This is a genomic window from Aureimonas sp. AU12 (genome assembly GCF_001463705.1).
GTDB lineage: Bacteria > Pseudomonadota > Alphaproteobacteria > Rhizobiales > Rhizobiaceae > Aureimonas.
This window is the reverse complement of sequence record NZ_BBWH01000001.1, coordinates 139,799-165,586: the sequence shown is the minus strand read 5'-3', so window position 1 is coordinate 165,586 and position 25,788 is coordinate 139,799. Positions and strand designations below refer to the sequence as shown.

Below are 25,788 nucleotides of genomic sequence, written 5' to 3'. Positions count from 1 at the left end.
TGGATGCGGCGGGCGAGACCTCCGTCGCGTCCTGTCGAACCGTTAGAAGAACCAAGATGCTCGAAATCAAGAACCTTCATGCCCGCGTAGCGGATACCGAGACCGAGATCCTGCGCGGGCTCGATCTGACCGTTCAGGACGGCGAGATCGCTGCGATCATGGGCCCCAACGGATCTGGCAAGTCGACGCTGTCCTACATCATAGCCGGTCGGCAGGACTACGAAGTGACCGCTGGCGACATCCTCTACAACGGCGAGTCGATCCTCGAAATGGACGCCGCCGAGCGGGCGGCCTCGGGCGTCTTCCTGGCCTTCCAGTATCCGCTGGAAATCCCCGGCGTCGCCACGATGACCTTCCTCAAGACGGCTCTGAACTCGCAGCGCAAGGCCCGCGGCGAAGCCGAACTCACGACGCCGGATTTCTTGCGCCGTGTGAAGTCGTCCGCCGCCGATCTCAAGATCGAGATGGAGATGCTGAAGCGTCCTCTCAACGTCGGCTTCTCAGGCGGCGAGAAGAAGCGTGCCGAGATCCTGCAGATGGCGCTGCTCGAGCCCAAGCTCTGCGTTCTCGACGAGACGGATTCGGGCCTCGACATCGACGCGCTGAAGATCGTGGCCGATGGCGTCAACGCACTCCGTTCGACGGATCGCTCGTTTCTGGTGATCACGCACTACCAGCGCCTGCTCGACTACATCGTGCCGGATACGGTCCACGTTCTTTACAAGGGCCGCATCATCCGCTCGGGCACGAAGGACCTTGCGTTGCAGCTCGAGAACGAAGGCTACGCGCAGATCATCGGCGAGGCGGCCTGATGTCGGTGGTCACGGCCCCCACACGGACGGCAGCCGAGCTCGCCCTTATCGAGCGGGCTGAGATGCAGGCATCCGGCACCGCACGTCAGCAGTCGGCGCTCGAACTCCTGCGGGCGGAAGGTCTTCCCAGCCGACGTGTCGAAGCTTGGCACTACACCGACCTTCGAGCCCTGATGGGACGCAGGGCCGATGTGTCCGCGTCGGCATCGACGGACGCAAGCTATCTGACGCCGTTCCTTCCGCACAGTGCCATCGTCGATCTCGGATCAGAGCCCGCTGGCAATGATCTGGCGCCGGGTGTTTCGATCGCTCTCGCGACCGATGCGGCGGACTGGAACGAGCGGGTCAACCATCTCGATCGTCCGTTCGACACGTTGCGTGTCGTCAATGCGGCGCTCGGGGCGAAGGGCACGTCGATCGCCATCGCCGATGGTGCCGACGTCACGCAGCCGATCGAACTTCGCTCCCAGCCTGACTCGCGCGGTGGCCAAAGCTTTTCGGCCGTCTCGGTGGGCTCGGGCGCCAAGGCTGTGATCGTCGAGCGGCAGCCGATGGCCGGTTCGTCCTCGCTTTCTTCGTCGATCCATACGCTCGACATCGGCGATGGGTCGGATATCCTGTGGATCATCGTCCAAGAGAAGGGCGCCGACGAGACGCATCTCGGCCAGTTGAACGTGACGCTGCGCGCGGACTCGAAGTTTCGCCTCTTTGTCCTCAACGCTGGCGGCGCGATCATCCGTCAGGAAGTTCATGCGGTGACGGTCGGCGAGGGTGCCGATATCCAGATTCGCGGCGTCAACCTGCTGCAGGCCGGCCAGCATGTCGATGTCACGACGACGCTCTACCACAACGTCGCGCACACGACCTCGACCGAGATCTTCCGCAACGTGCTGCTCGGCGGGCACGGCGTATTCCAGGGCATGATCCGCGTCGCCAAGGGGGCGCAGAAGACCGACGCGCGGCTGGCGTGCAATACGCTGCTTCTCTCCGACGAGGGCGAGTTCTCAGCAAAGCCGGAGCTGGAGATCTTCGCGGACGACGTCCAATGCGGGCATGGCGCGACGGCGGGTGAGATCAACGCCGATCATCTTTTCTACCTGATGAGCCGCGGGATCCCGGAAGCTGCGGCGCGAGCCTTGCTGGTGAAGGCGTTCGTTGGCGAGGTCGTCGAGGAACTCGAATACCAACCCGCGATCGAGGCCCTTGAGGCCCGGATCGACGCTTGGCTGGCCTTGCCGCACTGATGATGGGGCGCCCGGAGACGGGCGCCCACTGAGAGCCGAACGGAACGAGGATACGAGCCATGTCCGCACCAAGCCTCGCGGCCGTGTCGCCTGCGATCTACGACGTCGAGGCGATCCGGCGCGACTTCCCGATCCTGTCGAAGGAAGTTTACGGCAAGCCGCTGGTCTACCTCGACAACGGCGCGTCCGCTCAGAAGCCGCTCGCGATGTTGGATGCCATTCGCAAGGCATATTCCGAGGATTATGCCAACGTTCACCGCGGCCTTCACTTCCTATCGAACAAGGCGACGGAGGAATTCGAGGCAGCGCGCGAGAAGGTTCGCGCCTTCCTGAACGCGGGCAGCGTCGATGAGATCGTCTTCACCCGATCAGCAACGGAATCGATTAACCTCGTCTCATACGGCTATGGAATGCCGGAGATCGGCGAGGGTGACGAGATCGTCCTGACGATCATGGAGCACCATTCCAACATCGTGCCTTGGCACTTCCTGCGGGAGCGCAAGGGTGCCAAGCTGGTCTTCGTGCCTGTCGCGGACGACGGCTCCATCGCGATCGAGGATTTCGAACGGGCGATGTCGCCGCGTACGAAGTTGGTGGCGGTGACTCACATGTCGAACGTGCTCGGTACCGTGGTTCCGGTCAAGGAGGTCGTCGCACTGGCGCATGCGCGCGGCGTGCCGGTGCTGATCGATGGCAGCCAGGGCGCCGTGCATCTCGATGTGGATGTCCGGGATCTCGATTGCGATTTCTACGTTTTCACCGGCCACAAGGTTTACGGGCCGACCGGTATCGGTGTGCTCTACGGCAAGCGCGAAATGCTGGAGCGGATGCAGCCGTTCAACGGCGGCGGCGAGATGATCGTCGAGGTGGCGGAGGACTACGTCACATACAACGCGCCGCCACATCGGTTCGAGGCAGGAACGCCGCCGATCGTGCAGGCCATCGGCCTCGGTGCATCGCTCGACTACATGCGCTCGATCGGGCGTGATCGGATCGCCGCGCATGAGGACAGCCTGCGCGATTACGCACACGAGCGCTTGCGCGCGGTCAACTCGTTGCGCATCTATGGAGAAGCGCCGGGTAAGGGGGCGATCGTTTCCTTCGATCTCGAAGGCATTCATTCGCACGACGTGTCTATGGTGATCGATCGCGAGGGTGTCGCCGTCCGAGCGGGTACGCATTGCGCCCAGCCTCTTCTCAAACGGTTCGGCGCGACATCCACATGCCGGGCTTCGTTTGGGTTATACAACACGATGGCCGAGATCGATCGGCTGGCCGAGGCGCTCGAAAAGGCGCGGCGCTTCTTCGCCTGAGGATTGACGACGATGGACAACGAGACCCACCCGATAGCTGCTTCGGACACGCCGGGCGAAGCTGAATCGAACAGCGTCGCAGCCGCGAACATCGCGATGGCCAGCGGCGATGAGCCCGCGTCGGCGATCCCGGCCGAGGAACTGACGCGGTTGACCGACGACATCGTGGCGGCACTCAAGTCGGTCTACGACCCGGAAATCCCGGCCGACATCTACGAGCTTGGCCTCATCTACAAAATCGATATCGACGACGATCGGAATGTCGATATCGAAATGACGTTGACCGCACCAGGTTGCCCGGTCGCCGGCGAAATGCCCGGCTGGGTCGAAAATGCCGTCGGCACTGTCGAGGGCGTGCAGGCCGTAAAGGTCGAACTCGTCTTCACCCCGCCATGGACGCCGGAACGGATGAGTGAAGAGGCCCAGGTCGCCGTCGGCTGGTATTGAAGGCTTCGCTTGCGCTGGCCGCGCAGGCGAACCATCTCTTCGAGAGTATAGAGACCGGAAGCGAGGACCTTATGGGCCGTTTTGCCATCATGAGCATGACAGAGGCAGCTTCGGAGCGCGTGCGGTCCATCGTCTCGTCGCGAGGCGACACGGCGAGCGGCATCCGTGTGGGCGTCAAGAAAGGCGGCTGCGCCGGAATGGAATACACGATCGCGTTGGCTGACGCCGCGGCCCCCGGAGAGGACGTCGTCGAGTACGCGGGCGCCAAGGTCTTCGTTTCACCGGAAGCGGTGCTGTTCCTTCTGGGAACGCAGATGGATTACGAGGAAACGACGCTGCGGTCCGGTTTCGTGTTCAACAATCCGAACCAAACCTCGGCTTGCGGCTGCGGGGAGTCCGTTGAGCTCAAGAAGGCCGACCTTGCGGCACTCGCAGGTGCAGATGCCTGATCGTTTTCGCCTCGGCGTCTTGTAGTAGCCGAGGGTTTCAATACCGGATCTGGACGGCTTCTGACTGGCTGTTGTGGATCGGAAATCGCAACGTCCAGACGACGCACTACAAATCAAAAAGGCCCGAGGTCATTTGACCTCGGGCCTTTTTGTTTCAGCGCGACTGCCGTGATCAGATCGACGTCTGGATCAGCATGAACGCAGGGATCTCGTCGCCGAAGCCTGTCGGGCTGTTGTCGTCGCGACCGCTCGTATTGCGACGATCCTGCTGGACCGGGCGAGGCTGCGGAGCGGGCGCCTCGCGCTCTTCCGCACGCTCGACGGGGCGCCGTGTCTCATGTCGGCGGGCACGAGGCGCCGCGGGCGCTTCTGCGACCGTTGCCGGTGCTTCCGCCTCTTCGATCACCGCGACCTCTGTCAGATCGACACTTGCTGCGTCAACGACCGCGTCGGATGAAGCCTCGGTCTCGCCGGCACGCGACCGCCGCTTCGAGGGACGCTCTCCACGCTCCGCACGTTCGCCACGCTCAGACCGCTCGCCTGGACGGCGGGCGGGCGCACCACGCTTTGCACCACGGCGCTCGACGCCCTCTTCGGTCCGCTCTTCGCCCTGCGGCAAGCTTGCGAGATCTTCACCGTCGAGCCAGGCGATCGGATTGCCGATCAGGGCTTCGATCGAGTCGAGATGTTTCTTGTCGCCCTTCGTGACCATCGTAAAGGCCTTGCCGGATCGCCCGGCACGTCCCGTCCGGCCTATCCGGTGGACATAGTCCTCGGCGTGGATCGGCACATCGAAGTTGAAGACGTGGCTGACCATCGGGATGTCGAGGCCACGCGCGGCGACGTCAGATGCCACCAGTAAGGTGATCTTGTTGTCGCGGAAGCCCTGAAGCGTCATCGTGCGCGCACGCTGATCCATGTCGCCATGCAACGCTCCGACCGAGAAGCCATGCTTCTCGAGAGAGCGGAACAACAGCGACACGTCGCGTTTGCGGTTGCAGAAGATGATGGCGTTCGTCAGCTCGTCGCCCTGTGCGCGCACGACACGGCGCAGCGTCTCGCGCTTCTCGAAGTCTTCCTTGCGCGTCGGCACCAGCCTCTGCTCGACAGTGAGCGCCGTGGACGACGCCTTGGCGACCTCGACGCGAACCGGGTTCTGCAGGAACTGGTCGGCCAGCCGCGTGATCTCCGGCGGCATCGTCGCCGAGAAGAACAGGGTCTGGCGCGTGAACGGGATCATCTTGCAGATGCGCTCGATGTCGGGAATGAACCCCATGTCGAGCATGCGGTCGGCCTCGTCAATGACGAGGATCTCGACGCCGGTCATTAGCAGGCGACCGCGCTCGAAATGGTCAAGCAGGCGGCCCGGCGTCGCGATCAGCACATCGACACCGCGCTCGAGCTTGCGGTTCTGCTCCTCGAACGAGACGCCGCCGATGAGGAGGGCGACGTTGAGGCGCTGGTTGGTGCCGTACTTGGTGAACGACTCCTCGACCTGCGCTGCGAGCTCGCGGGTCGGCTCGATGATCAACGTGCGGGGCATGCGGACGCGTGCGCGTCCCTGCTCCAGCATCGTCAACATCGGAAGCACGAAGGAAGCGGTCTTGCCGGTTCCGGTCTGCGCTATTCCCAGAACGTCCCGACGCTGCAGCGCGTAGGGAATCGCCTGGGCCTGAATCGGGGTCGGCTCGGTGTAACCGGCAGCTTCGACGGCGGCGAGAACCTTGGCGCTGAGGCCGAGTTCGGAAAATAGCATGAAATCGCGAGGTCTCTCGGTGAAGGAACGGGTTGAAGGCCAAAGGCAGCCGATGCGAACCTATCGCGGCGATAGGCTTCGCCATTCAGAATGTCAACCGATCGTCAAGATATGGGTGTTCACGAACTTAATAAAAAGGCTCTCAAACTTGATCGTTCATCGCGTCTACTCTGCAAGGCGCCAGCGTGTAGCTGTTGATGCCCGGTGGTGACCGCCGGCCACCGTTTCAAACCGCCGCCGTTAAAGGCGCATGGACGATAGCGCGAAGCCGTCTCTTCAGTTGGAGGCCGGTCCAAAGCGGTAGGGCTGGTTCGGGGCCACGAAAAGTTCATAGGTCTCCGCAATCTCGCCATCCGTGGGCACGATGTCGAAGAAGAGCGTCAGATTGCTTTCCTCGCCTTCCGCCGGCGGATCGGCGCGGTAGCCCGTGATCGCGCCTTCGATCGCAGCGATCTCCGTCACCTCGACGCTCGAGGACACGACCGAAGCCGAGCCGTCCTTCTCCTCGATCTGCTGGACGAAGAAGCGGCTGCCGGTCGCCTCGCCGGCGGTCTGCGTCATGATCGTGCGCCAGATGCCGTGGCGGGCGCTATCGACCCACGGGCCGACGATCTGCACGTCACCGATCATCGGCGCGAGGTTGGCGATGGCAGCGAGGACCGTGGCATTGCGCTCGGCCTCGTTTCCTGTCGGCGCGGCAGCGACGGACGGCGCTGCCGCTGTCGCTGCCGGTGCGCTTTCGGTGGAGGCGGGCGGTGCAGCCACTTCCGGTGTCTGGGCAAGGGCCGAGGACGCGAAGAGGAGAACAGCGGTGAGAGAGACGGGCAGGGTGACGTGACGCATTGTGATACTTTCTGGCGGGATCGTCGGTGGAGCGTCCAAGTCAGAGATCGAGATCCCCGGCGAAGGCCGCACGGTCCTGGATGAAACGGAAGCGAGCTTCCGGCTTGTTCCCCATCAGCGCGTCCACCGCGCCGGCGGTTCCCGCCTCTGCGGATTCATCGATCGCGACGTTGAGAAGCGTCCGCTTGCGGGGATCCATCGTCGTCTCCTTCAACTGCGACGGCAGCATCTCGCCAAGGCCCTTGAAGCGGCTGACCTCGACCTTCCCCTTGCCCTTGAACTCCTTGGCCGTGATCCGCTCGCGGTCGCGGTCGTCGCGCGCATAGATGGTCTTGCCGCCCTGCGTCAGCTTGTAGAGCGGGGGAACGGCGAGAAAGAGATGGCCCCCGCGGACGAGCTCCGGCATCTCCTGAAAGAAAAAGGTGATCAGCAGCGAGGCAATATGGGCGCCGTCGACGTCGGCGTCCGTCATGATGATCACGCGCTCATAGCGCAGGTCCGTCTCACGATATTTGGTGCGCGTGCCGCAGCCGAGCGCCTGGATCAGATCGGAAAGCTGCTGGTTGGCGCCCAGCTTCTCGCGCCCGGCGGAGGCGACGTTGAGGATCTTGCCACGTAGCGGAAGGATCGCCTGCCGGGCCCGGTCGCGCGCCTGCTTGGCCGAGCCGCCAGCCGAGTCGCCCTCGACGATGAAGAGCTCGGCACCAGCCGCGCCGGTCTGCGAGCAATCCGCCAGCTTGCCGGGAAGGCGGAGTTTGCGGGTTGCGGTCTTGCGGCCGACTTCCTTTTCCTGGCGCCGGCGCAGCCGCTCGTCCGCACGATCGACCACCCATTCGATGAGGCGCGCGGCATCCTGCGGCGAGGAGGCCAGCCAGATGTCGAACGAGTCGCGGAGCGAGCTCTCGACGATGCGCTGCGCCTCGACCGTCGCCAGCCGATCCTTCGTCTGGCCGACAAATTCTGGCTCGCGAATGAAGACCGACAGCATGGCCGACGCGGTGATCATCACGTCGTCGGCGGTGATCGAGGAGGCCTTCTTGTTGCCGGAAATCTCCGCAAAGGCCTTGAGGCCGCGTAGGAGCACCGCCCGAAGTCCGGCCTCATGCGCGCCGCCTTCGGGTGTCGGGATGGTGTTGCAGTAGGAGCGGATCACACCGTCGCCGGCGGTCCAGGACACCGCCCATTCGACCGCGCCGTGTCCGGACGTCTTTTCGGTTCGGCCCGCAAAGATCTGCGAGGTGACGCGCTGCTCGTCGCCGAGTGAGGCCGCGAGGTAATCCTTCAGGCCGCCGGGGAAATGGAAGCTCGCCTTGGCCTGTATCTTGCTGTCCGCGGCCAGCAGCGTCGGGTCGCAGGACCATCGGATCTCGACGCCGCCGAAGAGATAGGCCTTCGACCGCGCCATGCCGAAAAGCCGCGCCGGATCGAACTTGGCAGTCGCGCCGAAGATCTGCGGATCGGGCTTGAATCGGACCTTCGTGCCGCGCCGGTTCTGGATGTCGCCAACCTCGATGAGCTTCGAGGTCGCGACGCCGCGCGAGTAGGTTTGCCGGTAGAGCTTGCGATTGCGGGCGATCTCGACTTCGAGTTCGTCCGACAGGGCGTTGACCACGGAAACGCCGACGCCATGCAAACCGCCGGACGTCTCGTAGACCTTCGAATCGAACTTGCCGCCGGCATGCAGCGTCGTCATGATGACTTCAAGCGCCGACTTGTCGCGATATTTCGGGTGGGCGTCGACGGGGATACCGCGCCCGTTGTCGGCGACCGACAGGAACCCGTCCGCATCAAGCGAAACCTCGATGACGCTGGCGTGGCCCGCGACCGCCTCGTCCATCGAGTTGTCGATGACCTCGGCGAAGAGATGGTGCAACGCCTTCTCGTCGGTGCCGCCGATATACATGCCGGGGCGACGACGGACCGGCTCCAACCCCTCGAGGACCTCGATGTCAGCCGCCGTATAGTCGGCCGCCGGCACTGGTTCGACGGGCTTGGAAACCCGGGCAGGAGCGCGAATGACGGGCGAGCGAACCCTGGCAGCCGATCCGGAGAAAAGATCGTCGCTCATGAGGACAAGGCTCCCCGTTCCACCGTCTCGTTTCGATCCGCGTTGCGCATGGGGTTTGGGTACCGTCTCCGCCGATGTTCTGCAAGCGTTCTCACTGGCAGAGGTCGCTTGGACTGTGCGTTGCGAACGATTAGAGAAGCATTGCGGCACGCGCGCAACGGCGCGCTTTCGCGGATCGGGATCGGGCAGGCAGAAGGCATCATGGCAGGGTATCGCGTCGTCTTGACCCTCCTCGCCGCGATCGGGACCGCGAATGGCGGCGCGTTCGCGGCCTCGCCGACGATCGCTCCCTTCAAGGACGAACTCTTCGCCTATCCCGAACCGGTCGCGTCCCGTGACGGCGGGCGTGTGCTCGACGTCCCGTACTCGGAGGCTCGCGACATCGACCGCCGCGACGAGATTCCCGAGCGCCGCGTCGCGAGGCGCTATGTCGACCTCGCACCCGATCAGACCCGCCGCGATCTTGTGTTCCCGGCGCCAGACGGCCCCTTGCGATGGGCGAGCGTCGGCGATGACGCGAGGGCGTCGCTCATCGTCGTCTTCGTCCACGGCCGCAATGGCGACAGGCGACTCGGCATGAACGACTGGACCTTCGGCGGTAACTTCAACCGGCTGAAAAACCTCGTCACCCAGGCAGGTGGCCTCTACGCGACGGTCGACGGCGGTGCGCTCGGCGCGGCGGACGCGACGAAGGTCGCTGCGCTGCTTCGCGACCTGAAAGCCAGGCACGGGGAGGCGCCGCTCATGCTGGCCTGCGGCTCGATGGGCGGTGAACTCTGCTGGACGGCACTGGCTGGTAGCGACGTATCCCGAGCGGTGGACGGACTGGTGCTGCTCGGCGGCAGCAGCGATATGGCGCGCCTTGATCGGATCGAGCGGGAAGGGCGGCCCTTGCCGATCCTTCTCGCTCACGGGTCGCGCGATAAGGTCTACGCGATGGACGCACAACTTGCCTTTTTCGAAGGCGTGCGCCGACGCGATCCCCGCTATCCGATCCGGTTCGTGGTCTTCGACGACGGCAACCACGGGACGCCGGTCCGTATGATCGACTGGCGCGATACGCTCAACTGGCTGCTGAACCCACACTGACGAAAAAGGCCCTCGCCGGGTGGGGCGAGAGCCTCTGAAGAAACCACTTTCGACGGCCGAAGCCGACTTGCGATCAGGCTGCGGCGGAGATGCCGACTTCCTTGCCCGTCTGAACGGACGCGATGGTCTTCAGCACCTGCGACGCGATCTGGTAGGGGTCACCCTGCGAGTTCGGGCGGCGATCCTCGAGATAGCCCTTGTAGCCGTTGTTGACGAAGCTGTGCGGCACGCGGATCGAGGCGCCACGATCCGCCACGCCGTGGCTGAACTTGTTCCACGGCGCGGTCTCGTGCTTGCCTGTCAGGCGCATGTGATTGTCGGGGCCGTAGACTGCGATGTGATCGTCGAGATTGCTCTCGAAGGCCGCCATCAGTGCGTCGAAATAGGCTTTGCCACCGGTCTCGCGCATGTAGGCGGTCGAGAAGTTGCAATGCATGCCCGAGCCGTTCCAGTCGGTGTCGCCGAGCGGCTTGCAGTGGTACTCGATGTCGATGCCGTAGCTCTCCGTCAGGCGCTGCAGCAGGTAGCGCGCCATCCAGACTTCGTCGGCGGCCTGCTTGGAGCCCTTGCCAAAGACCTGGAACTCCCACTGGCCCTTCGCCACCTCGGCATTGATGCCTTCGTGGTTGATGCCGGCGGCGAGGCAGATGTCCAGATGCTCCTCGACGATCTCACGCGCGACCGCGCCGACATTCGAATAGCCGACACCGGTGTAATACGGGCCCTGCGGTGCAGGGTAGCCGGACTCGGGAAAGCCGAGCGGGCGGCCGTCCTTGTAAAAGAAATACTCCTGCTCGAAACCGAACCAGGCGCCTTCGTCGTCGAGGATCGTCGCGCGCTTGTTCGAGGCGTGCGGGGTGACGCCATCGGGCATCATCACTTCGCACATGACGAGGACGCCGTTCGTGCGGACCGGATCGGGATAGAGAGCGACCGGCTTGAGCACGCAGTCCGAGCTCCGGCCTTCGGCCTGCATCGTCGAGCTGCCATCGAAGCCCCAGAGCGGCAGTTGGTCGAGCGTCGGGAACTCTTCGAACTCCTTGATCTGCGTCTTGCCACGCAGGTTCGGAACCGGGGTGTAGCCATCGAGCCAGATATACTCGAGCTTGAACTTTGTCATCGTGGGTCCTCTGTCGGGCTGATGAACGAGGTGTCTTGGCATCTCGACGCAAGCCGGCGCATCGAGCTGGCCGCCACCAGCTGCCAGGACAGATGCATACGGCGTGCCACATTACTCACGTGACGATCGAAGACGGCAAAGGTCGCCGAAGTTGACGAATTGCAGGTCGGCAATCCCGACTTCCCTTCCAAGTCTTTGCTGTCGAACCCTGAACGCTACCGCCACATGCCTAAATAATAATCGACATTGCCCAATCCATAGGCACACATCCTGCGCTGACGATTTGTGAACGTAAAACGCGCGATCAGCAGTCGATTATGGAAGAATAGGACAAGAACATTGCCCTATTTTGCTTTGCAGCATGCCGTCGATAGCAACCAGATTGCGAAAACAAAACGCAGTCATGATTTTTTAAGTGGCAGGGGCGGTAAAATGGAGCCACGATACTACCTGAACAGGACACGACACAGACGTCACACCTCAGGAGGTCCGCCATGCGACCTGACTTCGAGCAGACCAGCGCCCAGATCATCGCGTTCCCCGTCCGGAACCGGTTTCCCATCGGCTCGGCAAATGCCCCGGTCGATGCGCGACAGGACGACCGATCCCGATCCGTCTGCGCCGCCGCGTTCGACAGTTGGTATCATGCCGCCGCGATCGCCGAGGATCAGGGGCGCCCCAAGTCGTAGCATTGGTCGGTCACAGTGTTGAGCCGCCTCACGATCCGAAGATCGAGAGGTTGAGCCGTTTCGCGAGTGCTTCCAGAGCGATACGGCCCAAATGCGAGTTGCCGGACTCGTCGAGACCCGGAGACCAGACGGCAATCGAAGCCTTTCCCGGCGCAATCGCGATAATACCGCCGCCGACGCCGCTCTTGCCGGGCAAGCCGACGCGGTAGGCGAATTCGCCTGAGCCGTCATAATGACCGCAGGTCAACATCACCGCGTTGATGCGGCGCGCCCGTTCCGGCGTGACCACGGAAAAGCCGGTGGACGGATTGCGACCGAGATGCGCCAGGAAACGCCCGGCCGTCGCAAGCTGACGGCATGACATCGAGATCGCGCAATGGTGAAAGTAGACGCCGAGCGTGAAGTCGACGGGATTGTCGAGGACGCCGTAAGACTTCATGTAGTTGGCGAGAGCGGCATTGCGAAAGCCGGTCCGCTGCTCGGACGCCGCGACCGCCTTGTCGATCTGGATCGTCGTGTCGTCCGCCAGGAACTGCAGGAAGCGCAGGATCTCGCCGAGTGCTTCGCGCGGCTGATGCCCCGACAGGATCAAGTCGGTGACGGCGATCGCGCCGGCATTGATGAAGGGGTTGCGCGGTATGCCGCGCTCGCTCTCGAGTTGCACGATGGAATTGAAGCGGCTGCCCGAGGGCTCGCGCCCGACCCGCTGCCAGAGCCGATCTCCGGCAAGGCCGAGAGCGAGCGTCAGCGTGAAGACCTTCGAGATGCTCTGGATGGAAAACGGAGTATCCGCGTCGCCCCCTGTCGCGACATGGCCTTCGGCATCGATGACGGCAATGCCGAAATGGCCGGGATCGACGCGAGCGAGCTCGGGAATGTAGGTGGCGACATCGCCGCGGTCGACGCGTTGGCGCATCTCGTCGGCAATCTCGGCGACGACGTCCTGAAGATCTGGGATCGCCATGCTCATCAGATGCCGACCCTCGTCGCCCGGACTGCCACCTCAGCGTGCACACTTGCCTGCGCTTCGGCGTCAACCGGTCAGCGCGGGAATTATGCGTGAAGCGCGGGAGGCCCATGAGGGCCTCCCGCTCATCGGTCAGCTTCGTCGATCAGGCCGAGTAGTACATGTCGAACTCGACCGGATGCGGCGTCATCTCGAAGCGCAGCACCTCGACCATCTTCAGCTCGATGAACGCATCGATCTGGTCGTCGTCGAAGACGCCGCCGGCCTTCAGGAAGTCGCGGTCAGCGTCGAGGCTTTCGAGCGCTTCGCGCAGCGACCGGCAGACCGTCGGGATCTGCTTCAGCTCTTCCGGCGGCAGATCGTAGAGATCCTTGTCCATGGCGGCGCCAGGATGGATCTTGTTCTTGATGCCGTCGAGGCCGGCCATCAGCATCGCGGCGAAGGCAAGGTAGGGGTTCGCCATCGCATCGGGGAAGCGCACTTCGACGCGCTTGGCCTTCGGCGACTGTCCGATCGGAATGCGGCAGGAAGCCGAGCGGTTACGCGCCGAATAGGCGAGCAGCACGGGCGCTTCGTAGCCGGGGACCAGGCGCTTGAACGAGTTGGTCGACGGGTTGGTGAAAGCGTTCAGCGCCTTGGCATGCTTGATGATGCCACCGATGTAGAACAGCGCATTCTCCGAGAGACCGGCGTATTCGTTGCCGGCGAAGGTCGGCTTGCCGCCCTTCCAGATCGACTGGTGAACGTGCATGCCCGAGCCGTTGTCGCCGAAGATCGGCTTTGGCATGAAGGTCGCCGTCTTGCCGTAGGCATTGGCGACCTGATGGGTCACGTACTTGTAGATCTGCATGTTGTCGGCGTTCTTCACGAGCGTGTCGAACTTGACGCCGAGCTCGTGCTGCGCGGCCGCCACCTCGTGGTGGTGCTTCTCGACGGCGACGCCCATCTCGGCCATCACGGTCAGCATCTCGGACCGCATGTCCTGACAGCTGTCGATCGGGGGAACCGGGAAATAGCCGCCCTTGACGCGCGGACGGTGTCCCAAGTTGCCGGTCTCGTACTCGGCGTCGTCGTTCGACGGCAGCTCGGTCGAGTCCAGCTTGAAGCCCGTGTTGTAGGGATCCGCCTTGTAGCGCACGTCGTCGAAGATGAAGAACTCGGCTTCGGGGCCGAAATAGGCGGTGTCGCCCACGCCCGACTGGTTCAGGTACGCTTCGGCCTTCTTGGCCGTCCCGCGCGGATCGCGGTTGTAGGCCTCGCCGGAGACGGGATCGAGGATGTCGCAGATGATGACCATCGTCGACTGCGCGAAGAACGGGTCCATGTGCGCGGTGTCGGGATCCGGCATCAGGATCATGTCGGACTCGTTGATCGCCTTCCAGCCGCCGATCGACGACCCGTCGAACATCGTGCCTTCCGAGAACAGGTCCTCATCGACCATCGTCACGTCCATCGTGACGTGCTGGAGCTTGCCCTTGGGGTCGGTGAAGCGCAGGTCGACGAACTTGATGTCGTTGTCCTTGATCTGCTTCAGAATGTCGTTAGCCGAGGTCATGGCGTTCCTTCCTGATGGGACGACTCGAAAATTTGTGTGGGCTTGAGTGCCACAGCGCTCAGATGGCGTCGATACCCGCTTCGCCCGTCCGGATGCGCACGGCTTCCTCGATGTTCGAGACGAAGATCTTGCCGTCGCCGATCCGGCCGGTCTGTGCGGCCTTGCGGATCGCCTCGACGGCCGCTGCCACGGCCTCGTCGGCCAGCACGATCTCGATCTTCACCTTGGGCAGGAAATCGACGACGTATTCGGCCCCGCGATACAGTTCGGTATGGCCCTTCTGGCGACCGAAGCCCTTGGCTTCGATGACCGTGATACCCTGGAGCCCGACGTCCTGGAGGGCTTCCTTGACCTCATCCAGCTTGAAGGGCTTGATGATCGCCTCGACCTTCTTCAACGCACTACGCCTCCCACGGGGGATCCCAGCGGATCCGAAATCCGGCGCCGGCCATCGAACTGCGCCGATCGGGCCGACAAACTTGTTCGTCCTGGCCTGGTGTCCGAACGCGGGTCAGACCAGATGCGCACGTGCAACGGTATCTAGCGAAAGGCCGGGCTTTTTGCCACCGGCAAACCGCGGGCGAACGATCAAGACCTGCGCATCACCTGCGAAATTTTAAGGCACCAAGAGTATCGAATGAGCAACAACGACCCGACGATGGCTGTTACCCGCCTTTTCGACCCGCAGGAGATGAAATCCGCAGATCTGTCTGCGGCGCGGATGGGCATGATGCCGGCGGCTTTGATCGCCAATGCAGGCAACGCCGTCGCTGAATGGGTGCTCGCGCTCGTCCCTCGGCCTGGAATGGTCGCCCTACTAGCCGGCCCCGGCGACAACGGCGCCGACGCAGTTGCCGCAGCAGGACATCTCCGGGAACGGGGCCTGACGACGCACACGTTCGGGCTCAGCCGAAGCGTCGGCGATGCGTTTGATGGTCCGCTCGGTTCGTTCGATCCAGAGTGCTACGATCTTGTGATCGACGGCCTGTTCGGCGCCGGGCTCAGCCGCGTGGTGGAAGGCGATGCACGCGAGGCGATCGAACGGCTGAACCGATCCGCGACGCCCGTTCTGTCCATCGATCTGCCCAGCGGCGTATCAGGCCTATCAGGCGAGGTGCTCGGGGTGGCCGTGCAGGCGGACGACTGCATCACTTTCGAGCGCCGCAAGCCCGGACATCTGCTGGCAACCGGACGGACCTTGTGCGGCCGGGTTCACGTGCGCCAGATCGGCATGCCGGCGCAGGCGCTCGCGGAGGCGGTCGCCGGCCATGCGCCACTTTACGCCAGCGAGCCCGACCTATGGCGTGCCCATCTGTTTCGTCCGTCCGCCGCCGGCCACAAGTTCGACCGCGGCCATGTCGCCGTGCTGTCCGGCGGCGCCTCGCAGACCGGCGCGGCCAGGCTCTCTGCCATGGCGGCCTTGCGCGGTGGGGCAGGGCTCGTCACCGTCCTGTCGCCGCCCTCGGCCGTCCTCGTCAATGCCGCGCATCTTACCGCCATCATGCTCAAAAGCTGTGGCGATGAAGAGGCGCTGGCCGATCAGCTGTCGGATCGACGGCTCAATGCCTTCGTGCTCGGTCCCGGTTTCGGCGTCGGAGACCGTGCCCGTCGCTACACCCTCGCGATCCTGTCGAGCGACCGGCGCCTCGTGCTCGACGCAGATGGGCTCACATCGTTTCAGGACGAACCGAACCTGCTCTCCCTCCCAGCCGACGCCGGCTGGGAGGGAGACACTCGTCTTGTGCTGACGCCGCATGCCGGAGAATTTGCCCGCCTGTTTCCCGATCTGGCCTCAACAGATCTCGCCAAACCGGAGCGGGCCCGCCGTGCGGCCGCGCGTAGTGGGGCCGTCGTCGTCCTGAAAGGTGCTGATACTGTCATCGCCGCACCTGACGGTCGTGCTGCGATCAACACGTCCGGGTCGCTGTGGCTGGCGACCGCAGGCTCTGGCGACGTTCTGGCCGGAATCATAGCCGCACAATTGGCACAAGGTCTCCCGACCTTCGAGGCGGCGTGCGCTGCTGTCTGGATCCACGGGCGAGCCGGCGAGCTGTTCGGGCCCGGCCTCATTGCTGAAGATCTGCCGGGCCTTGTTCCGAAGGTTCTGTCCGAATTGCTGGTTTGAAGGCTAGCCGAGCAACTTGTCGATGCGATCCATCAGCGCCATCGCCGCGTGCGGGGCACGCACTTTTCCCTCACGGATGAAGAAGAGGAAGACGTCTCGGGGCACGGAAGCGCCGCTGGAGTCCGGATCGACGCGCGGAAGATCCAGCGGGTCCCGGCCTTCGGACCATTCCATTGCACGACGAGCCCACGCGTCGAGCTGCTCCGGCGGATAGCCGGTGTCGATCGAGGCGTCGCCGCTCTGCAGGCGCCCGTAGACGAAATCGGCGGTCACGTCCGCGATCTCAGGGTAGTCGGCGCTGTGGGCGTAGACGATCGCGACCCCGGCGCTGCGGCAGAGGGCGACCGCTTCCGGCACGAGGAAACTTTCGTGGCGAAGCTCCACGACATGCCGGAGGGCGATGCCGTCGACCGTCTTCGGCAGATGCGAAAGGAATGCAGCAAAATCTTCGGCCTCGAACCGCTTCGTCGCCGCCAGCTGCCAGAGGATCGGGCCGAGATGGTCGCCGAGTTCGGTAATCCCCGAACGGGTGAAACGCTCGATCGATGCGGCGCCGTCGGCCAGCACCTTGCGGTTGACGCAGTAGCGTGGCGCCTTCAGCGAGAACACGAACCCGTCGGGAACCTCGCCGGCCCATTTCGCATAGGTCGCCGACGTCTGCGACCGGTAGAACGTGCCGTTGACTTCGATCGCCGTCAGCTTGGAGGCGGCATATTCCAACTCACGCGTCTTCGGCAGCTTGTCGGGGTAGAAGCTGCCGCGCCAGTCGTCGTAGTTCCAGCCGCCGATGCCCGTTCGGATCGTACCGCGCTTGGTCATTCCGCGGCCTGCGCTTTCGGCTGCGGGCGACGCTGCAGCAGATCCTTGAGGAAGCGCCCGGTCCAGGACCGTTCGGACTTGGCGATCTGCTCCGGCGTGCCGGTCGCGACGATCTCGCCGCCGCCGTCGCCGCCCTCGGGCCCGATGTCGATCACCCAGTCCGCGGTCTTGATGACCTCGAGATTGTGCTCGATGACCACGACCGTGTTTCCCTGGTCGACGAGCTCATGCAGCACTTCGAGCAGCTTGGCGACGTCATGGAAATGCAGGCCCGTGGTGGGTTCGTCGAGTATGTAGAGGGTGCGGCCGGTCGCGCGTCGCGACAGCTCCTTCGCCAGCTTGACGCGCTGCGCCTCGCCGCCGGACAGCGTGTTGGCCTGCTGACCGACCTTGACGTAGCCGAGGCCCACCTCGTTCAGCGTCACCAGCTTGTCGCGCACCGCAGGCACCGCCGCGAAGAACTCGACGCCTTCCTCGACCGTCATGTCGAGAACGTCGGCGATCGACTTCTCCTTGAAGGTCACATCCAGCGTCTCGCGATTGTACCGCTTGCCGTGGCAGACATCGCAGGTGACGTAGACGTCAGGCAGGAAGTGCATCTCGATCTTGATGACGCCGTCGCCCTGGCAGGCTTCGCAGCGCCCGCCCTTGACGTTGAAGGAGAAGCGGCCGGGCTGGTATCCGCGCGCCTTCGATTCCGGCAGTCCCGCGAACCAGTCGCGGATCGGCGTGAAGGCGCCGGTATAGGTGGCCGGGTTGGAGCGCGGCGTGCGCCCGATCGGCGACTGGTCGATGTCGATGACCTTGTCGAGCAGTTCCAGACCCTCGACCCGGTCGTGGTCGGCAGGCAGTTCGCGCGAGCCTGAGATCTTGCGGGACGCCGCCTTGAACAGGGTCTCGATGAGGAAAGTAGACTTGCCGCCGCCGGAGACACCCGTGACGCAAGTGAAGACGCCCATCGGCACCTCGGCGGCGACGTTCTTCAGGTTGTTGCCGCGGGCGCCGACGACCTTGATCGCCTTGCCTTTCTCGGGCTTGCGTCGCTTGGCCGGCAGCGCGACGCCGAGGTCACCGGAGAGATAGCGCCCGGTCAGCGATTTCGGATTGGCCATGATCTCGGCGGGCGTCCCGAAGGCGATGACCTCGCCGCCGTGGATACCGGCCGCCGGGCCGATGTCCACGACATGGTCGGCCGTCATGATCGCGTCCTCGTCGTGCTCGACGACGATCACGGTGTTGCCGATGTCGCGCAGGTGCTTCAGCGTCACGAGAAGGCGTTCGTTGTCGCGCTGATGCAGGCCGATCGAGGGTTCGTCGAGGACGTAGAGAACGCCGGTGAGGCCCGAGCCGATCTGCGAGGCCAGCCGGATGCGTTGCGATTCGCCGCCCGACAGCGTGCCGGAGGCGCGCGACAGCGTCAGGTATTCGAGACCGACATCGTTGAGGAACCGCAGCCGCTCGCGGATCTCCTTGAGGATGCGGACCGCGATCTCGTTCTGCTTCTGCGTCAGCTGCTCGGGCAGCACCTCGAACCAGTCCCGCGCCTTGCGGATCGACAGTTCGGTGACCTGGCCGATATGGCAGCCGCCGATCTTCACGGCGAGCGCTTCCGGCTTCAGCCGGTAGCCGCCGCAGGCCGGGCAGGGCGTCGCCGACATGTAGCGCTCGATCTCTTCGCGCGACCAAGCGGAATCGGTTTCCTTCCAGCGGCGGTCGAGGTTCGGCACGATGCCCTCGAACGTCTTGGTGGTCGAGTAGGACCGCAGGCCGTCATTGTACTTGAATTCGATCTGCGTCTTGCCGGTGCCGTTGAGGATGGCATCCTGAGCAGTCGCGGAGAGGGCCGACCAGCGGTCGGTCTGCTTGAAACCGTAGGTCCGGCCCAGCGCATCCAGCGTCTGCCCATAATAAGGGGAGGTCGACTTCGCCCAGGGGGCGATGGCGCCGCTCTTCAACGTTCGACTTTCGTCGGGAACGATGAGCTTGGCGTCGATCTGCTGCTGGGCACCGAGGCCGTCGCAGCGGGGGCAGGCGCCGAACGGATTGTTGAACGAAAAAAGACGCGGCTCGATCTCGGGAATGGTGAAACCCGAGACCGGACAAGCGAACTTCTCCGAGAACATCAACTGCTTCGGCTTGCCGTTCTCGTCGAGCCCATCGGCATATTCGGCCACCGCCAACCCGTCGGCGAGCCCAAGCGCGGTCTCGATGGAATCGGCCAGGCGCGCCTTGATGTCGCCGCGCACCACGATGCGATCCACCACCACGTCGATGTCGTGTTTGAACTTCTTGTCGAGCGTCGGCGCGTCGGCGATGTCGTGGAACTCGCCGTCGATGCGGACGCGCTGAAAGCCCTTCTTCTGAAGCTCCGCCAGCTCCTTCTTGTACTCCCCCTTACGCCCGCGGATCATCGGCGCCAGCAGAAAGAGGCGCGTGCCTTCCTCCAGCGCGAGCACCCGGTCCACCATCTGGCTGACCGTCTGGCTCTCGATCGGCAGGCCGGTCGCCGGCGAGTAGGGGATGCCGACGCGGGCAAACAGCAGGCGGAGGTAATCGTAGATTTCGGTGACGGTGCCGACTGTCGAGCGCGGATTCTTCGACGTCGTCTTCTGCTCGATCGAGATCGCAGGCGATAGGCCGTCGATCTGGTCGACATCCGGCTTCTGCATCATCTCGAGGAACTGGCGGGCATAGGCCGACAGGCTCTCGACATAGCGCCGCTGCCCTTCGGCGTAGATCGTGTCGAAGGCGAGCGACGATTTGCCGGACCCCGACAGCCCCGTCATCACGATCAGCTTGTCTCTGGGAAGGTCGAGATCGACGTTCTTGAGGTTGTGCTCGCGCGCGCCGCGAATGGAAATCACGTTTTTCATAGGGCCGCCGGCTCTGTCTGATCTTGCGCCTCCATATCGGCAGGCACGCGAGATAATCAAAGGATTGCTGCGACGACTTGCGTCGTCAATCCGCATGTTCCATGTTTGTTCCGATCGCTGCAAGCCCCGCGACCTCCGCTTCGACGGCTGCGACTGGGGACATCCGCGGTTTGGCGCTTCACGAAGCGAGGGGCGCGGCATAGGGTCCGCGCGAGAAAAGAGTTCGAACGGAGACGACCATGGCAGGCAGCGTGAACAAGGTGATCCTCGTCGGCAATCTCGGAGCCGACCCGGAAATCCGCCGCCTCAACTCGGGCGACTCCGTCGTCAACCTGCGTATCGCGACGTCGGAAAGCTGGCGCGACAAGGCGTCGGGCGAGCGCAAGGAAAAGACCGAGTGGCATAACGTCGTCATCTTCAACGAGAATCTCGTGAAGGTGGCCGAGCAGTATCTAAAAAAGGGCTCGACGGTTTACATCGAGGGCCAGTTGCAGACGCGCTCGTGGGACGACCAGTCGGGTCAGAAGAAGTATGCGACCGAGGTCGTGCTTCAGCGCTTCCGCGGCGAGCTGCAGATGCTCGGCGCACGCGGCGGCGAGGGCGGTGGCAACGGCGGCGGCTTCGAAGGCGGCGGTGGCAGTGGCGGCGGCGGCGGTTACGACCGCGGCGGCGGCGGCGGACGCTCCGGCGGTGGCGGGGGTGGCTCGCGATCCGGTGGTGGTGGCGGCAGCGGCGGCGGCTTCGGTGGCGGCGGTGGCGGCGGTCGTCCCTCAAACGACATGGACGACGAAATCCCGTTCTGATTACGATGGAATCTGCGAAGCGATCGCCGGCCGCGATGTGTCGCGGTCGGCGATCGTCGCTCGTCAGGCGGACTCGCCGGACATCGCGACATCGAGATGTCGCGACGCCGAGCGGTGGCCCGCCTTCGACTGGACCTCGATGTAGATGCGTCGCACGATCGGGAAGCGCGTGCGAATGCGCTCCTCGATCTCACTGACGGCGGCCTCGATATCCTGAGACAGGATGTCGTCTTCGAAATCGACGCTCATCGTCAGGAGGACGTCGTTCGGTCCGCGGTGAAGCGTGCGGATCTCGTTGACGCCGGCAATTTCCGGCCGACGGCCGACACCTTCACGAACGGCTTCGACGATCGCCGGTGAGGCCGCTTCGCCGATCAGCAGGCCCTTGACCTCGACCGCCAGAACCCAGGCGGTTGCGGCCAGCAGAAGGCCGATGACGACCGAGCCGGCGGCGTCGAACAGCGGATTGCCGGTGATCAGGGCCAGTCCGATACCGGCCGCGGCGATGAGGATGCCGACCAAGGCAGCGCTGTCCTCGCAAAGGACGATGAAGATCGACGGATCCTTCAGGTCACGAAAATCCTGGATGATCCCGCGTCCGCCGCGCAGTTTCTGGAACTCGCCGAAGGCGATGCGCCAAGAGTAACCCTCGAAGATGAAGGAGAGCGCTAGCACGCCGAGCGCGACTGCGGGCTTTTCGATGGGTTCGCCCGTCCCTTCGACCAGCTTGCCGATGCCATCGTAGAGAGAGAAGCCGGACCCCAGCGCAAAGATCAGGATCGCGATGATGAAGGCCCAGAAGTAGAGCTCGGTGCCATAGCCGAACGGATGCATCGCATCGGCCGGACGTTTCGAGCGATGGATGCCGAGGAGCAGGAAGCCCTCGTTCGTCGTGTCGACCAGCGAATGGATGCCTTCCGCCAGCATGCTGGCGGAGCCCGTGAAGAAGGCGGCGGCGAACTTCGTCGCGGCAATCGCCAGGTTGGCGCCGATGGCCGCGACAACTGTCTTGCGGCTGCCGTCTTCCGCGGTGCTTTCGCTCATCCCTCGTCTCCTGCCGTGCCTACACGAGTTCGTGAGGTAGGGCGGAACCGGGAAAGCGGAACATCAGGGCTACAGGGCGAGACCCGATTGCTGGACGAGTGCGCTGATGCCGTCCGCCACGAATTGCACGGCCAGTGCCGCGAGAAGCACACCGAGAAGACGGGTCACGACGGCCCGTCCGGTCTGCCCGATGAGGCGATCGAACCGGTTGGCGATCGACAGCATCGCATAGGTCGCGACGATGACGGCTGCGATGACAGCGACGAGGCTCGTTTGACCCGCGACGCCGGGCAGGTCACCGGACAAAAGAATCACGGCGGAGATGGCACCCGGGCCGGCCATCAACGGGATCGCCAGAGGAACGGCGGCGATCTCCGACGCCTCATGCTCGCTCATCGCTGTCTGAGCGTCCTTCTCCTTGCGCGTCTTGCGCTTCTCGAAGACGAGTTCGAAGGCGATCCAGAACAGGAAGAGGCCGCCGGCAACGCGAAAGGCACCGAGCGAGATGCCGAGGCCCTGCAGAACTGCCACCCCGAACAGACCGAACGCCGTCAGGATGCCGAAGGCGATCAGGCAGGCCTTCAACGCGAGCTGCCGACGATCATGCATCGACAGGCCGGGGGTCAAACCAAGGAACAGCGGCGCGAGGCCGAGCGGGTCGATGATGACGAAGAGCGTCACGAACCCGTTGAGCAAAGTTTCGATCATCGCGAGTTCCGGTGCCTCTCCATCCTCCGATCGTCTCGCTGGAGCGACGACCCATGCGGCTCGCCGCGAGCCGATTCTCACGCTCCGTCGCAGAGAAACAGACCGCTGCAAAGTCGATCGGGCGGCATTTCGACACGTGGAAGAGCCGGCGACCTTCCAAGCTTTCGTTGTATTTCTTCCAGTGCGTTGATTTTGCATGCGTTTTATCGTCAGGCAAATTTGCGTTCGTTGCCTTCGACTTGCTATAACGGGAACAGCGAAGACCGGGATTGCCTGATTGTCCGACATGACCCAAGACCCCACGCCGCCCGAGCGTTCGAGCGGTATCGAGCCCGTCTCGATCATCGAAGAGATGCAGCGGTCGTATCTCGACTACGCCATGAGCGTCATCGTCAGCCGTGCGCTGCCCGATGTGCGCGACGGGCTGAAGCCGGTTCACCGGCGCGTCCTGTTCGCCATGCACGAGATGGGTCTTGTGTGGAACAAATCGTTCCGCAAGTCCGCCGGCGTCGTCGGCGAGGTGATGGGTAAGTTCCACCCCCACGGCGATGCGTCGATCTACGACGCCCTCGTGCGCATGGCACAGGACTTCTCGTTGCGCGCGCCGCTCATCGACGGGCAGGGCAATTTCGGCTCGATCGACGGCGATCCGCCTGCGGCCATGCGATACACCGAATGCCGGCTCGAAAAGGTGTCGGACGCCATCCTGGCCGACATCGACAAGGAAACGGTCGACTTCCAGGAGAACTATGACGGGCGCGAGATGGAGCCGGTCGTGCTCCCGGCGCGCGTTCCGAACCTTCTCCTCAACGGCTCGGGCGGCATCGCCGTCGGCATGGCCACGAACATTCCGCCGCACAATCTCGGCGAGTTGATCGACGGATGCGTCGCGCTGATCGACAACCCCGCTCTGCCGCTCGAAGAGCTGATGGAGATCATTCCCGGTCCGGACTTCCCGACCGGCGCGATCGTCATCGGCCGGGCGGGAATCCAGTCGGCCTATGCGACGGGACGCGGTTCGATCCTGATGCGCGGCCGCGCCGCGATCGAACCGATGCGCGGCGACCGCGAGCTGATCGCGATCACGGAAGTGCCGTATCAGGTCAACAAGGCGACCATGATCGAGAAGATGGCCGATCTGGTCCGCGAAAAGCGGATCGAAGGCATCTCGGACATTCGCGACGAGAGCGATCGCGAGGGCTATCGCGTCGTCATCGAGTTGAAGCGTGACGCCTCGGCCGATGTCGTGCTGAACCAGCTCTATCGCTTCACGCCGCTGCAGACGACCTTCGGCGCCAACATGGTGGCCCTGAACGGCGGCAAGCCGGAGCAGATGACGCTGCTCGACATGCTGTCGGCGTTCGTCTCGTTCCGCGAGGAGGTTGTTCAACGTCGCACGAAATACCTGCTGCGCAAGGCGCGCGAGCGGGCGCACGTGCTGGTCGGTCTGGCCATTGCCGTTGCCAATATCGACGAGATCATCAAGCTCATTCGCCACGCGCCCGATCCGTCGACGGCGCGCGAGCAGCTGATGGAGCGCGAGTGGGAGGCCAAGGACGTCGCCCCGCTCATCCGCCTCATCGACGATCCCCGGCATCGGATCAGCGACGCCGGCACCTACCGGCTGTCAGAGGTTCAGGCGCGCGCCATTCTCGACCTGCGTCTCCAGCGCCTGACGGCCCTCGGCCGCGACGAGATCGGCGATGAGCTGAACAAGATCGGCGAGGAAATCCGCGAGTATCTGGAGATCCTCTCGTCACGCGTGCGCGTGCGGGAGATCATCAAGGAAGAGCTCGCCGCGGTCCGCGAGGAGTTCGCGACGCCGCGCCGGACCGAGCTTCTCGAAGGCGCCGCGGATCTCGACGACGAGGACCTGATCCCACGCGAAGAAATGGTCGTGACCGTCAGCCACGGCGGCTACATCAAGCGTGTTCCGCTGACGACCTACCGCTCGCAGCGGCGCGGCGGCAAAGGCCGCTCCGGCATGGCGCTGAAGGGCGAGGAGGACTCGGTCACTCGCCTCTTCGTCGCCAACACGCACACGCCCGTTCTCTTCTTCTCCTCGCGTGGCATCGTCTACAAGGAGAAGGTCTGGCGCCTGCCGTTGGCAACGCCGCAGTCGCGCGGCAAGGCGCTGGTCAACCTGCTGCCGTTGGAGAAGGGCGAGCGGATCACGTCGATCCTGCCGCTCCCCAACGACGAGGCGGCAGCGGCCGAACTGAACGTCATGTTCGCGACGACCAAGGGTACGGTCCGCCGCAACAAGCTGTCGGATTTCACGCAGGTGAACCGAAACGGCAAGATCGCGATGAAGCTGGAAGAGGCGGAGGACGAGATTCTCGCCGTCGCCACCTGCTCCGAAGACGACGACGTCTTGCTCGTGGCCTCGTCCGGCCTTTGCATCCGCTTCCAGACAACCGATGTCCGCGTCTTCGCGGGACGCAACTCGATCGGCGTCCGCGGCATGGCGCTTGGCGAGGGTGACCGGCTGATCTCGATGGCGATTCTGCGCCATGTCGATGCGACGCCGGCGGAACGTGCCGACTATCTCCGCAAGCGTCGCACTGCCGAGGGAGAAACCTCGGAGGACATCGAAGAGGAGACGCAGGAAAGCGTTTCGCTCGACCTCGAGCGTTACGCCTATCTCGGTGCGCGTGAAGAGTTCGTGCTGACGCTGAGCGAGTATGGCTTCGGCAAGCGCTCCTCTTCCTACGACTTCCGCACCAGCGGACGCGGCGGCAAGGGCATTCGCGCGACCGACATTTCGCGAGCCGCCGATATCGGCCAGCTCGTCGCCGGCTTCCCGGTGGAAGAGGGTGACCAGATCCTGCTGATCTCGGATCGCGGACAGATGATTCGCGTTCCCGTCGGTGGGATTCGAATTGCCGGACGTGCGACGAAGGGCGTGACGATTTTCAACACGGCGGACGGAGAACGGGTTGTGTCAGTCGAGCGTATTCCCGATCAAGGAGGCGACGCTCTACCCGAGATGGACGAGGACGCCGATGACGTGAGCGGACCGGATGAACCGTCGACTGGTGAGTAATGGAGAATGGCGAACGCG

At 63.9% G+C, this 25,788-nt stretch carries 21 protein-coding genes; 10 read left to right on the top strand and 11 right to left on the bottom strand.

Annotated features, from left to right (window positions below; all coding sequences use genetic code 11):
• Positions 1-56: 56 nt before the first annotated feature.
• The 5 genes from sufC (at position 57) to sufA (ending at position 4,265) form a co-directional block, all read left to right on the top strand.
• The gene (gene sufC / locus AUL33_RS00830) at positions 57-812 is read left to right on the top strand and encodes a Fe-S cluster assembly ATPase SufC (RefSeq protein ID WP_062202669.1); all 756 of its coding nucleotides are present in this window, start codon (positions 57-59) and stop codon (positions 810-812) included.
• Positions 812-2,056 carry a Fe-S cluster assembly protein SufD gene (sufD, locus tag AUL33_RS00825; RefSeq protein ID WP_062202667.1) on the top strand — a complete coding sequence of 415 codons (1,245 nt, stop codon included), beginning with the start codon at positions 812-814 and terminating at the stop codon, positions 2,054-2,056. Before sufC ends, sufD begins: the two co-directional genes overlap by 1 nt.
• Before the next feature lie 59 nt (positions 2,057-2,115).
• On the top strand, positions 2,116-3,369 hold the full coding sequence (locus AUL33_RS00820) for a cysteine desulfurase (protein ID WP_062202664.1): 1,254 nt from the start codon (positions 2,116-2,118) through the stop codon (positions 3,367-3,369).
• Between the two features lie 96 nt (positions 3,370-3,465).
• Positions 3,466-3,816, top strand: a complete 351-nt coding sequence (locus AUL33_RS00815) for an SUF system Fe-S cluster assembly protein (protein ID WP_244491825.1) — start codon at positions 3,466-3,468, stop codon at positions 3,814-3,816.
• 71 nt (positions 3,817-3,887) lie between these two features.
• Positions 3,888-4,265, top strand: coding sequence for a Fe-S cluster assembly scaffold SufA (sufA, locus tag AUL33_RS00810; RefSeq protein ID WP_062202755.1), 378 nt, complete (start codon positions 3,888-3,890; stop codon positions 4,263-4,265).
• Between the two features lie 172 nt (positions 4,266-4,437).
• Here the strand turns inward: sufA and AUL33_RS00805 are convergent, their stop codons facing one another.
• From AUL33_RS00805 to parE, 3 genes are all read right to left on the bottom strand, one after another.
• Positions 4,438-6,021 (bottom strand): DEAD/DEAH box helicase, encoded by a 1,584-nt coding sequence (locus tag AUL33_RS00805; protein ID WP_062202662.1) that lies wholly within the window; start codon positions 6,019-6,021, stop codon positions 4,438-4,440.
• A 276-nt stretch (positions 6,022-6,297) separates the two neighbouring features.
• Positions 6,298-6,864: a hypothetical protein gene (locus tag AUL33_RS00800; RefSeq protein ID WP_062202660.1), complete on the bottom strand. Its 567-nt coding sequence runs from the start codon at positions 6,862-6,864 to the stop codon at positions 6,298-6,300.
• Between the two features lie 40 nt (positions 6,865-6,904).
• Complete coding sequence (gene parE, locus AUL33_RS00795) at positions 6,905-8,932, bottom strand: DNA topoisomerase IV subunit B (protein WP_062202657.1); 2,028 nt, start codon at positions 8,930-8,932, stop codon at positions 6,905-6,907.
• Between the two features lie 141 nt (positions 8,933-9,073).
• On the opposite strand from parE, the gene AUL33_RS00790 reads away from it, so the two are divergent.
• Positions 9,074-10,021: an alpha/beta hydrolase gene (locus tag AUL33_RS00790; protein ID WP_062202655.1), complete on the top strand. Its 948-nt coding sequence runs from the start codon at positions 9,074-9,076 to the stop codon at positions 10,019-10,021.
• Between the two features lie 73 nt (positions 10,022-10,094).
• Here the strand turns inward: AUL33_RS00790 and AUL33_RS00785 are convergent, their stop codons facing one another.
• Positions 10,095-11,141: a glutamine synthetase beta-grasp domain-containing protein gene (locus AUL33_RS00785; RefSeq protein ID WP_062202653.1), complete on the bottom strand. Its 1,047-nt coding sequence runs from the start codon at positions 11,139-11,141 to the stop codon at positions 10,095-10,097.
• 494 nt (positions 11,142-11,635) lie between these two features.
• Here AUL33_RS00785 and AUL33_RS00780 point away from each other — a divergent pair, with 494 nt between their 5' ends.
• Positions 11,636-11,830: a DUF2735 domain-containing protein gene (locus tag AUL33_RS00780; RefSeq protein WP_062202651.1), complete on the top strand. Its 195-nt coding sequence runs from the start codon at positions 11,636-11,638 to the stop codon at positions 11,828-11,830.
• A 28-nt stretch (positions 11,831-11,858) separates the two neighbouring features.
• On the opposite strand, the gene AUL33_RS00775 is transcribed toward AUL33_RS00780, so the two are convergent.
• The 3 genes from AUL33_RS00775 to AUL33_RS00765 form a co-directional block, all read right to left on the bottom strand.
• On the bottom strand, positions 11,859-12,800 hold the full coding sequence (locus AUL33_RS00775) for a glutaminase (RefSeq protein WP_156419211.1): 942 nt from the start codon (positions 12,798-12,800) through the stop codon (positions 11,859-11,861).
• Positions 12,801-12,942: 142 nt separating this feature from the next.
• The gene (gene glnA / locus AUL33_RS00770) at positions 12,943-14,352 is read right to left on the bottom strand and encodes a type I glutamate--ammonia ligase (protein ID WP_062202649.1); all 1,410 of its coding nucleotides are present in this window, start codon (positions 14,350-14,352) and stop codon (positions 12,943-12,945) included.
• 58 nt (positions 14,353-14,410) lie between these two features.
• Positions 14,411-14,749, bottom strand: a complete 339-nt coding sequence (locus AUL33_RS00765) for a P-II family nitrogen regulator (RefSeq protein WP_062202648.1) — start codon at positions 14,747-14,749, stop codon at positions 14,411-14,413.
• A gap of 240 nt (positions 14,750-14,989) precedes the next feature.
• Between AUL33_RS00765 and AUL33_RS00760 the strand changes: the two genes are divergently transcribed.
• Positions 14,990-16,477, top strand: a complete 1,488-nt coding sequence (locus AUL33_RS00760; protein ID WP_244491795.1) for an NAD(P)H-hydrate dehydratase — start codon at positions 14,990-14,992, stop codon at positions 16,475-16,477.
• Between the two features lie 3 nt (positions 16,478-16,480).
• On the opposite strand, the gene AUL33_RS00755 is transcribed toward AUL33_RS00760, so the two are convergent.
• Positions 16,481-17,296 carry a DUF72 domain-containing protein gene (locus AUL33_RS00755; RefSeq protein ID WP_062202646.1) on the bottom strand — a complete coding sequence of 272 codons (816 nt, stop codon included), beginning with the start codon at positions 17,294-17,296 and terminating at the stop codon, positions 16,481-16,483.
• On the bottom strand, positions 17,293-20,169 hold the full coding sequence (gene uvrA, locus AUL33_RS00750) for an excinuclease ABC subunit UvrA (RefSeq protein ID WP_062202644.1): 2,877 nt from the start codon (positions 20,167-20,169) through the stop codon (positions 17,293-17,295). Before uvrA ends, AUL33_RS00755 begins: the two co-directional genes overlap by 4 nt.
• A 239-nt stretch (positions 20,170-20,408) precedes the next feature.
• Between uvrA and ssb the strand changes: the two genes are divergently transcribed.
• On the top strand, positions 20,409-20,972 hold the full coding sequence (gene ssb / locus AUL33_RS00745) for a single-stranded DNA-binding protein (RefSeq protein WP_062202642.1): 564 nt from the start codon (positions 20,409-20,411) through the stop codon (positions 20,970-20,972).
• A 63-nt stretch (positions 20,973-21,035) separates the two neighbouring features.
• Here the strand turns inward: ssb and AUL33_RS00740 are convergent, their stop codons facing one another.
• Positions 21,036-22,016 (bottom strand): cation diffusion facilitator family transporter, encoded by a 981-nt coding sequence (locus AUL33_RS00740; RefSeq protein ID WP_062202640.1) that lies wholly within the window; start codon positions 22,014-22,016, stop codon positions 21,036-21,038.
• 69 nt (positions 22,017-22,085) lie between these two features.
• Positions 22,086-22,724, bottom strand: coding sequence for a MarC family protein (locus tag AUL33_RS00735; protein ID WP_062202638.1), 639 nt, complete (start codon positions 22,722-22,724; stop codon positions 22,086-22,088).
• A gap of 286 nt (positions 22,725-23,010) precedes the next feature.
• Here AUL33_RS00735 and gyrA point away from each other — a divergent pair, with 286 nt between their 5' ends.
• On the top strand, positions 23,011-25,770 hold the full coding sequence (gyrA, locus tag AUL33_RS00730; RefSeq protein ID WP_082652228.1) for a DNA gyrase subunit A: 2,760 nt from the start codon (positions 23,011-23,013) through the stop codon (positions 25,768-25,770).
• The last annotated feature ends 18 nt before the right edge of the window (positions 25,771-25,788 follow it).

Coding starts and splice junctions, on each gene's coding strand:
- sufC (WP_062202669.1), top strand. CDS start 57: ATGCTCGAAATCAAGAACCTTCATGCCCGCGTAGCGGATACCGAGACC.
- sufD (WP_062202667.1), top strand. CDS start 812: ATGTCGGTGGTCACGGCCCCCACACGGACGGCAGCCGAGCTCGCCCTT.
- AUL33_RS00820 (WP_062202664.1), top strand. CDS start 2,116: ATGTCCGCACCAAGCCTCGCGGCCGTGTCGCCTGCGATCTACGACGTC.
- AUL33_RS00815 (WP_244491825.1), top strand. CDS start 3,466: ATGGCCAGCGGCGATGAGCCCGCGTCGGCGATCCCGGCCGAGGAACTG.
- sufA (WP_062202755.1), top strand. CDS start 3,888: ATGGGCCGTTTTGCCATCATGAGCATGACAGAGGCAGCTTCGGAGCGC.
- AUL33_RS00805 (WP_062202662.1), bottom strand. CDS start 6,021: ATGCTATTTTCCGAACTCGGCCTCAGCGCCAAGGTTCTCGCCGCCGTC.
- AUL33_RS00800 (WP_062202660.1), bottom strand. CDS start 6,864: ATGCGTCACGTCACCCTGCCCGTCTCTCTCACCGCTGTTCTCCTCTTC.
- parE (WP_062202657.1), bottom strand. CDS start 8,932: ATGAGCGACGATCTTTTCTCCGGATCGGCTGCCAGGGTTCGCTCGCCC.
- AUL33_RS00785 (WP_062202653.1), bottom strand. CDS start 11,141: ATGACAAAGTTCAAGCTCGAGTATATCTGGCTCGATGGCTACACCCCG.
- AUL33_RS00780 (WP_062202651.1), top strand. CDS start 11,636: ATGCGACCTGACTTCGAGCAGACCAGCGCCCAGATCATCGCGTTCCCC.
- AUL33_RS00775 (WP_156419211.1), bottom strand. CDS start 12,800: ATGAGCATGGCGATCCCAGATCTTCAGGACGTCGTCGCCGAGATTGCC.
- glnA (WP_062202649.1), bottom strand. CDS start 14,352: ATGACCTCGGCTAACGACATTCTGAAGCAGATCAAGGACAACGACATC.
- AUL33_RS00760 (WP_244491795.1), top strand. CDS start 14,990: ATGAGCAACAACGACCCGACGATGGCTGTTACCCGCCTTTTCGACCCG.
- AUL33_RS00755 (WP_062202646.1), bottom strand. CDS start 17,296: ATGACCAAGCGCGGTACGATCCGAACGGGCATCGGCGGCTGGAACTAC.
- uvrA (WP_062202644.1), bottom strand. CDS start 20,169: ATGAAAAACGTGATTTCCATTCGCGGCGCGCGCGAGCACAACCTCAAG.
- ssb (WP_062202642.1), top strand. CDS start 20,409: ATGGCAGGCAGCGTGAACAAGGTGATCCTCGTCGGCAATCTCGGAGCC.
- AUL33_RS00740 (WP_062202640.1), bottom strand. CDS start 22,016: ATGAGCGAAAGCACCGCGGAAGACGGCAGCCGCAAGACAGTTGTCGCG.
- AUL33_RS00735 (WP_062202638.1), bottom strand. CDS start 22,724: ATGATCGAAACTTTGCTCAACGGGTTCGTGACGCTCTTCGTCATCATC.
- gyrA (WP_082652228.1), top strand. CDS start 23,011: ATGACCCAAGACCCCACGCCGCCCGAGCGTTCGAGCGGTATCGAGCCC.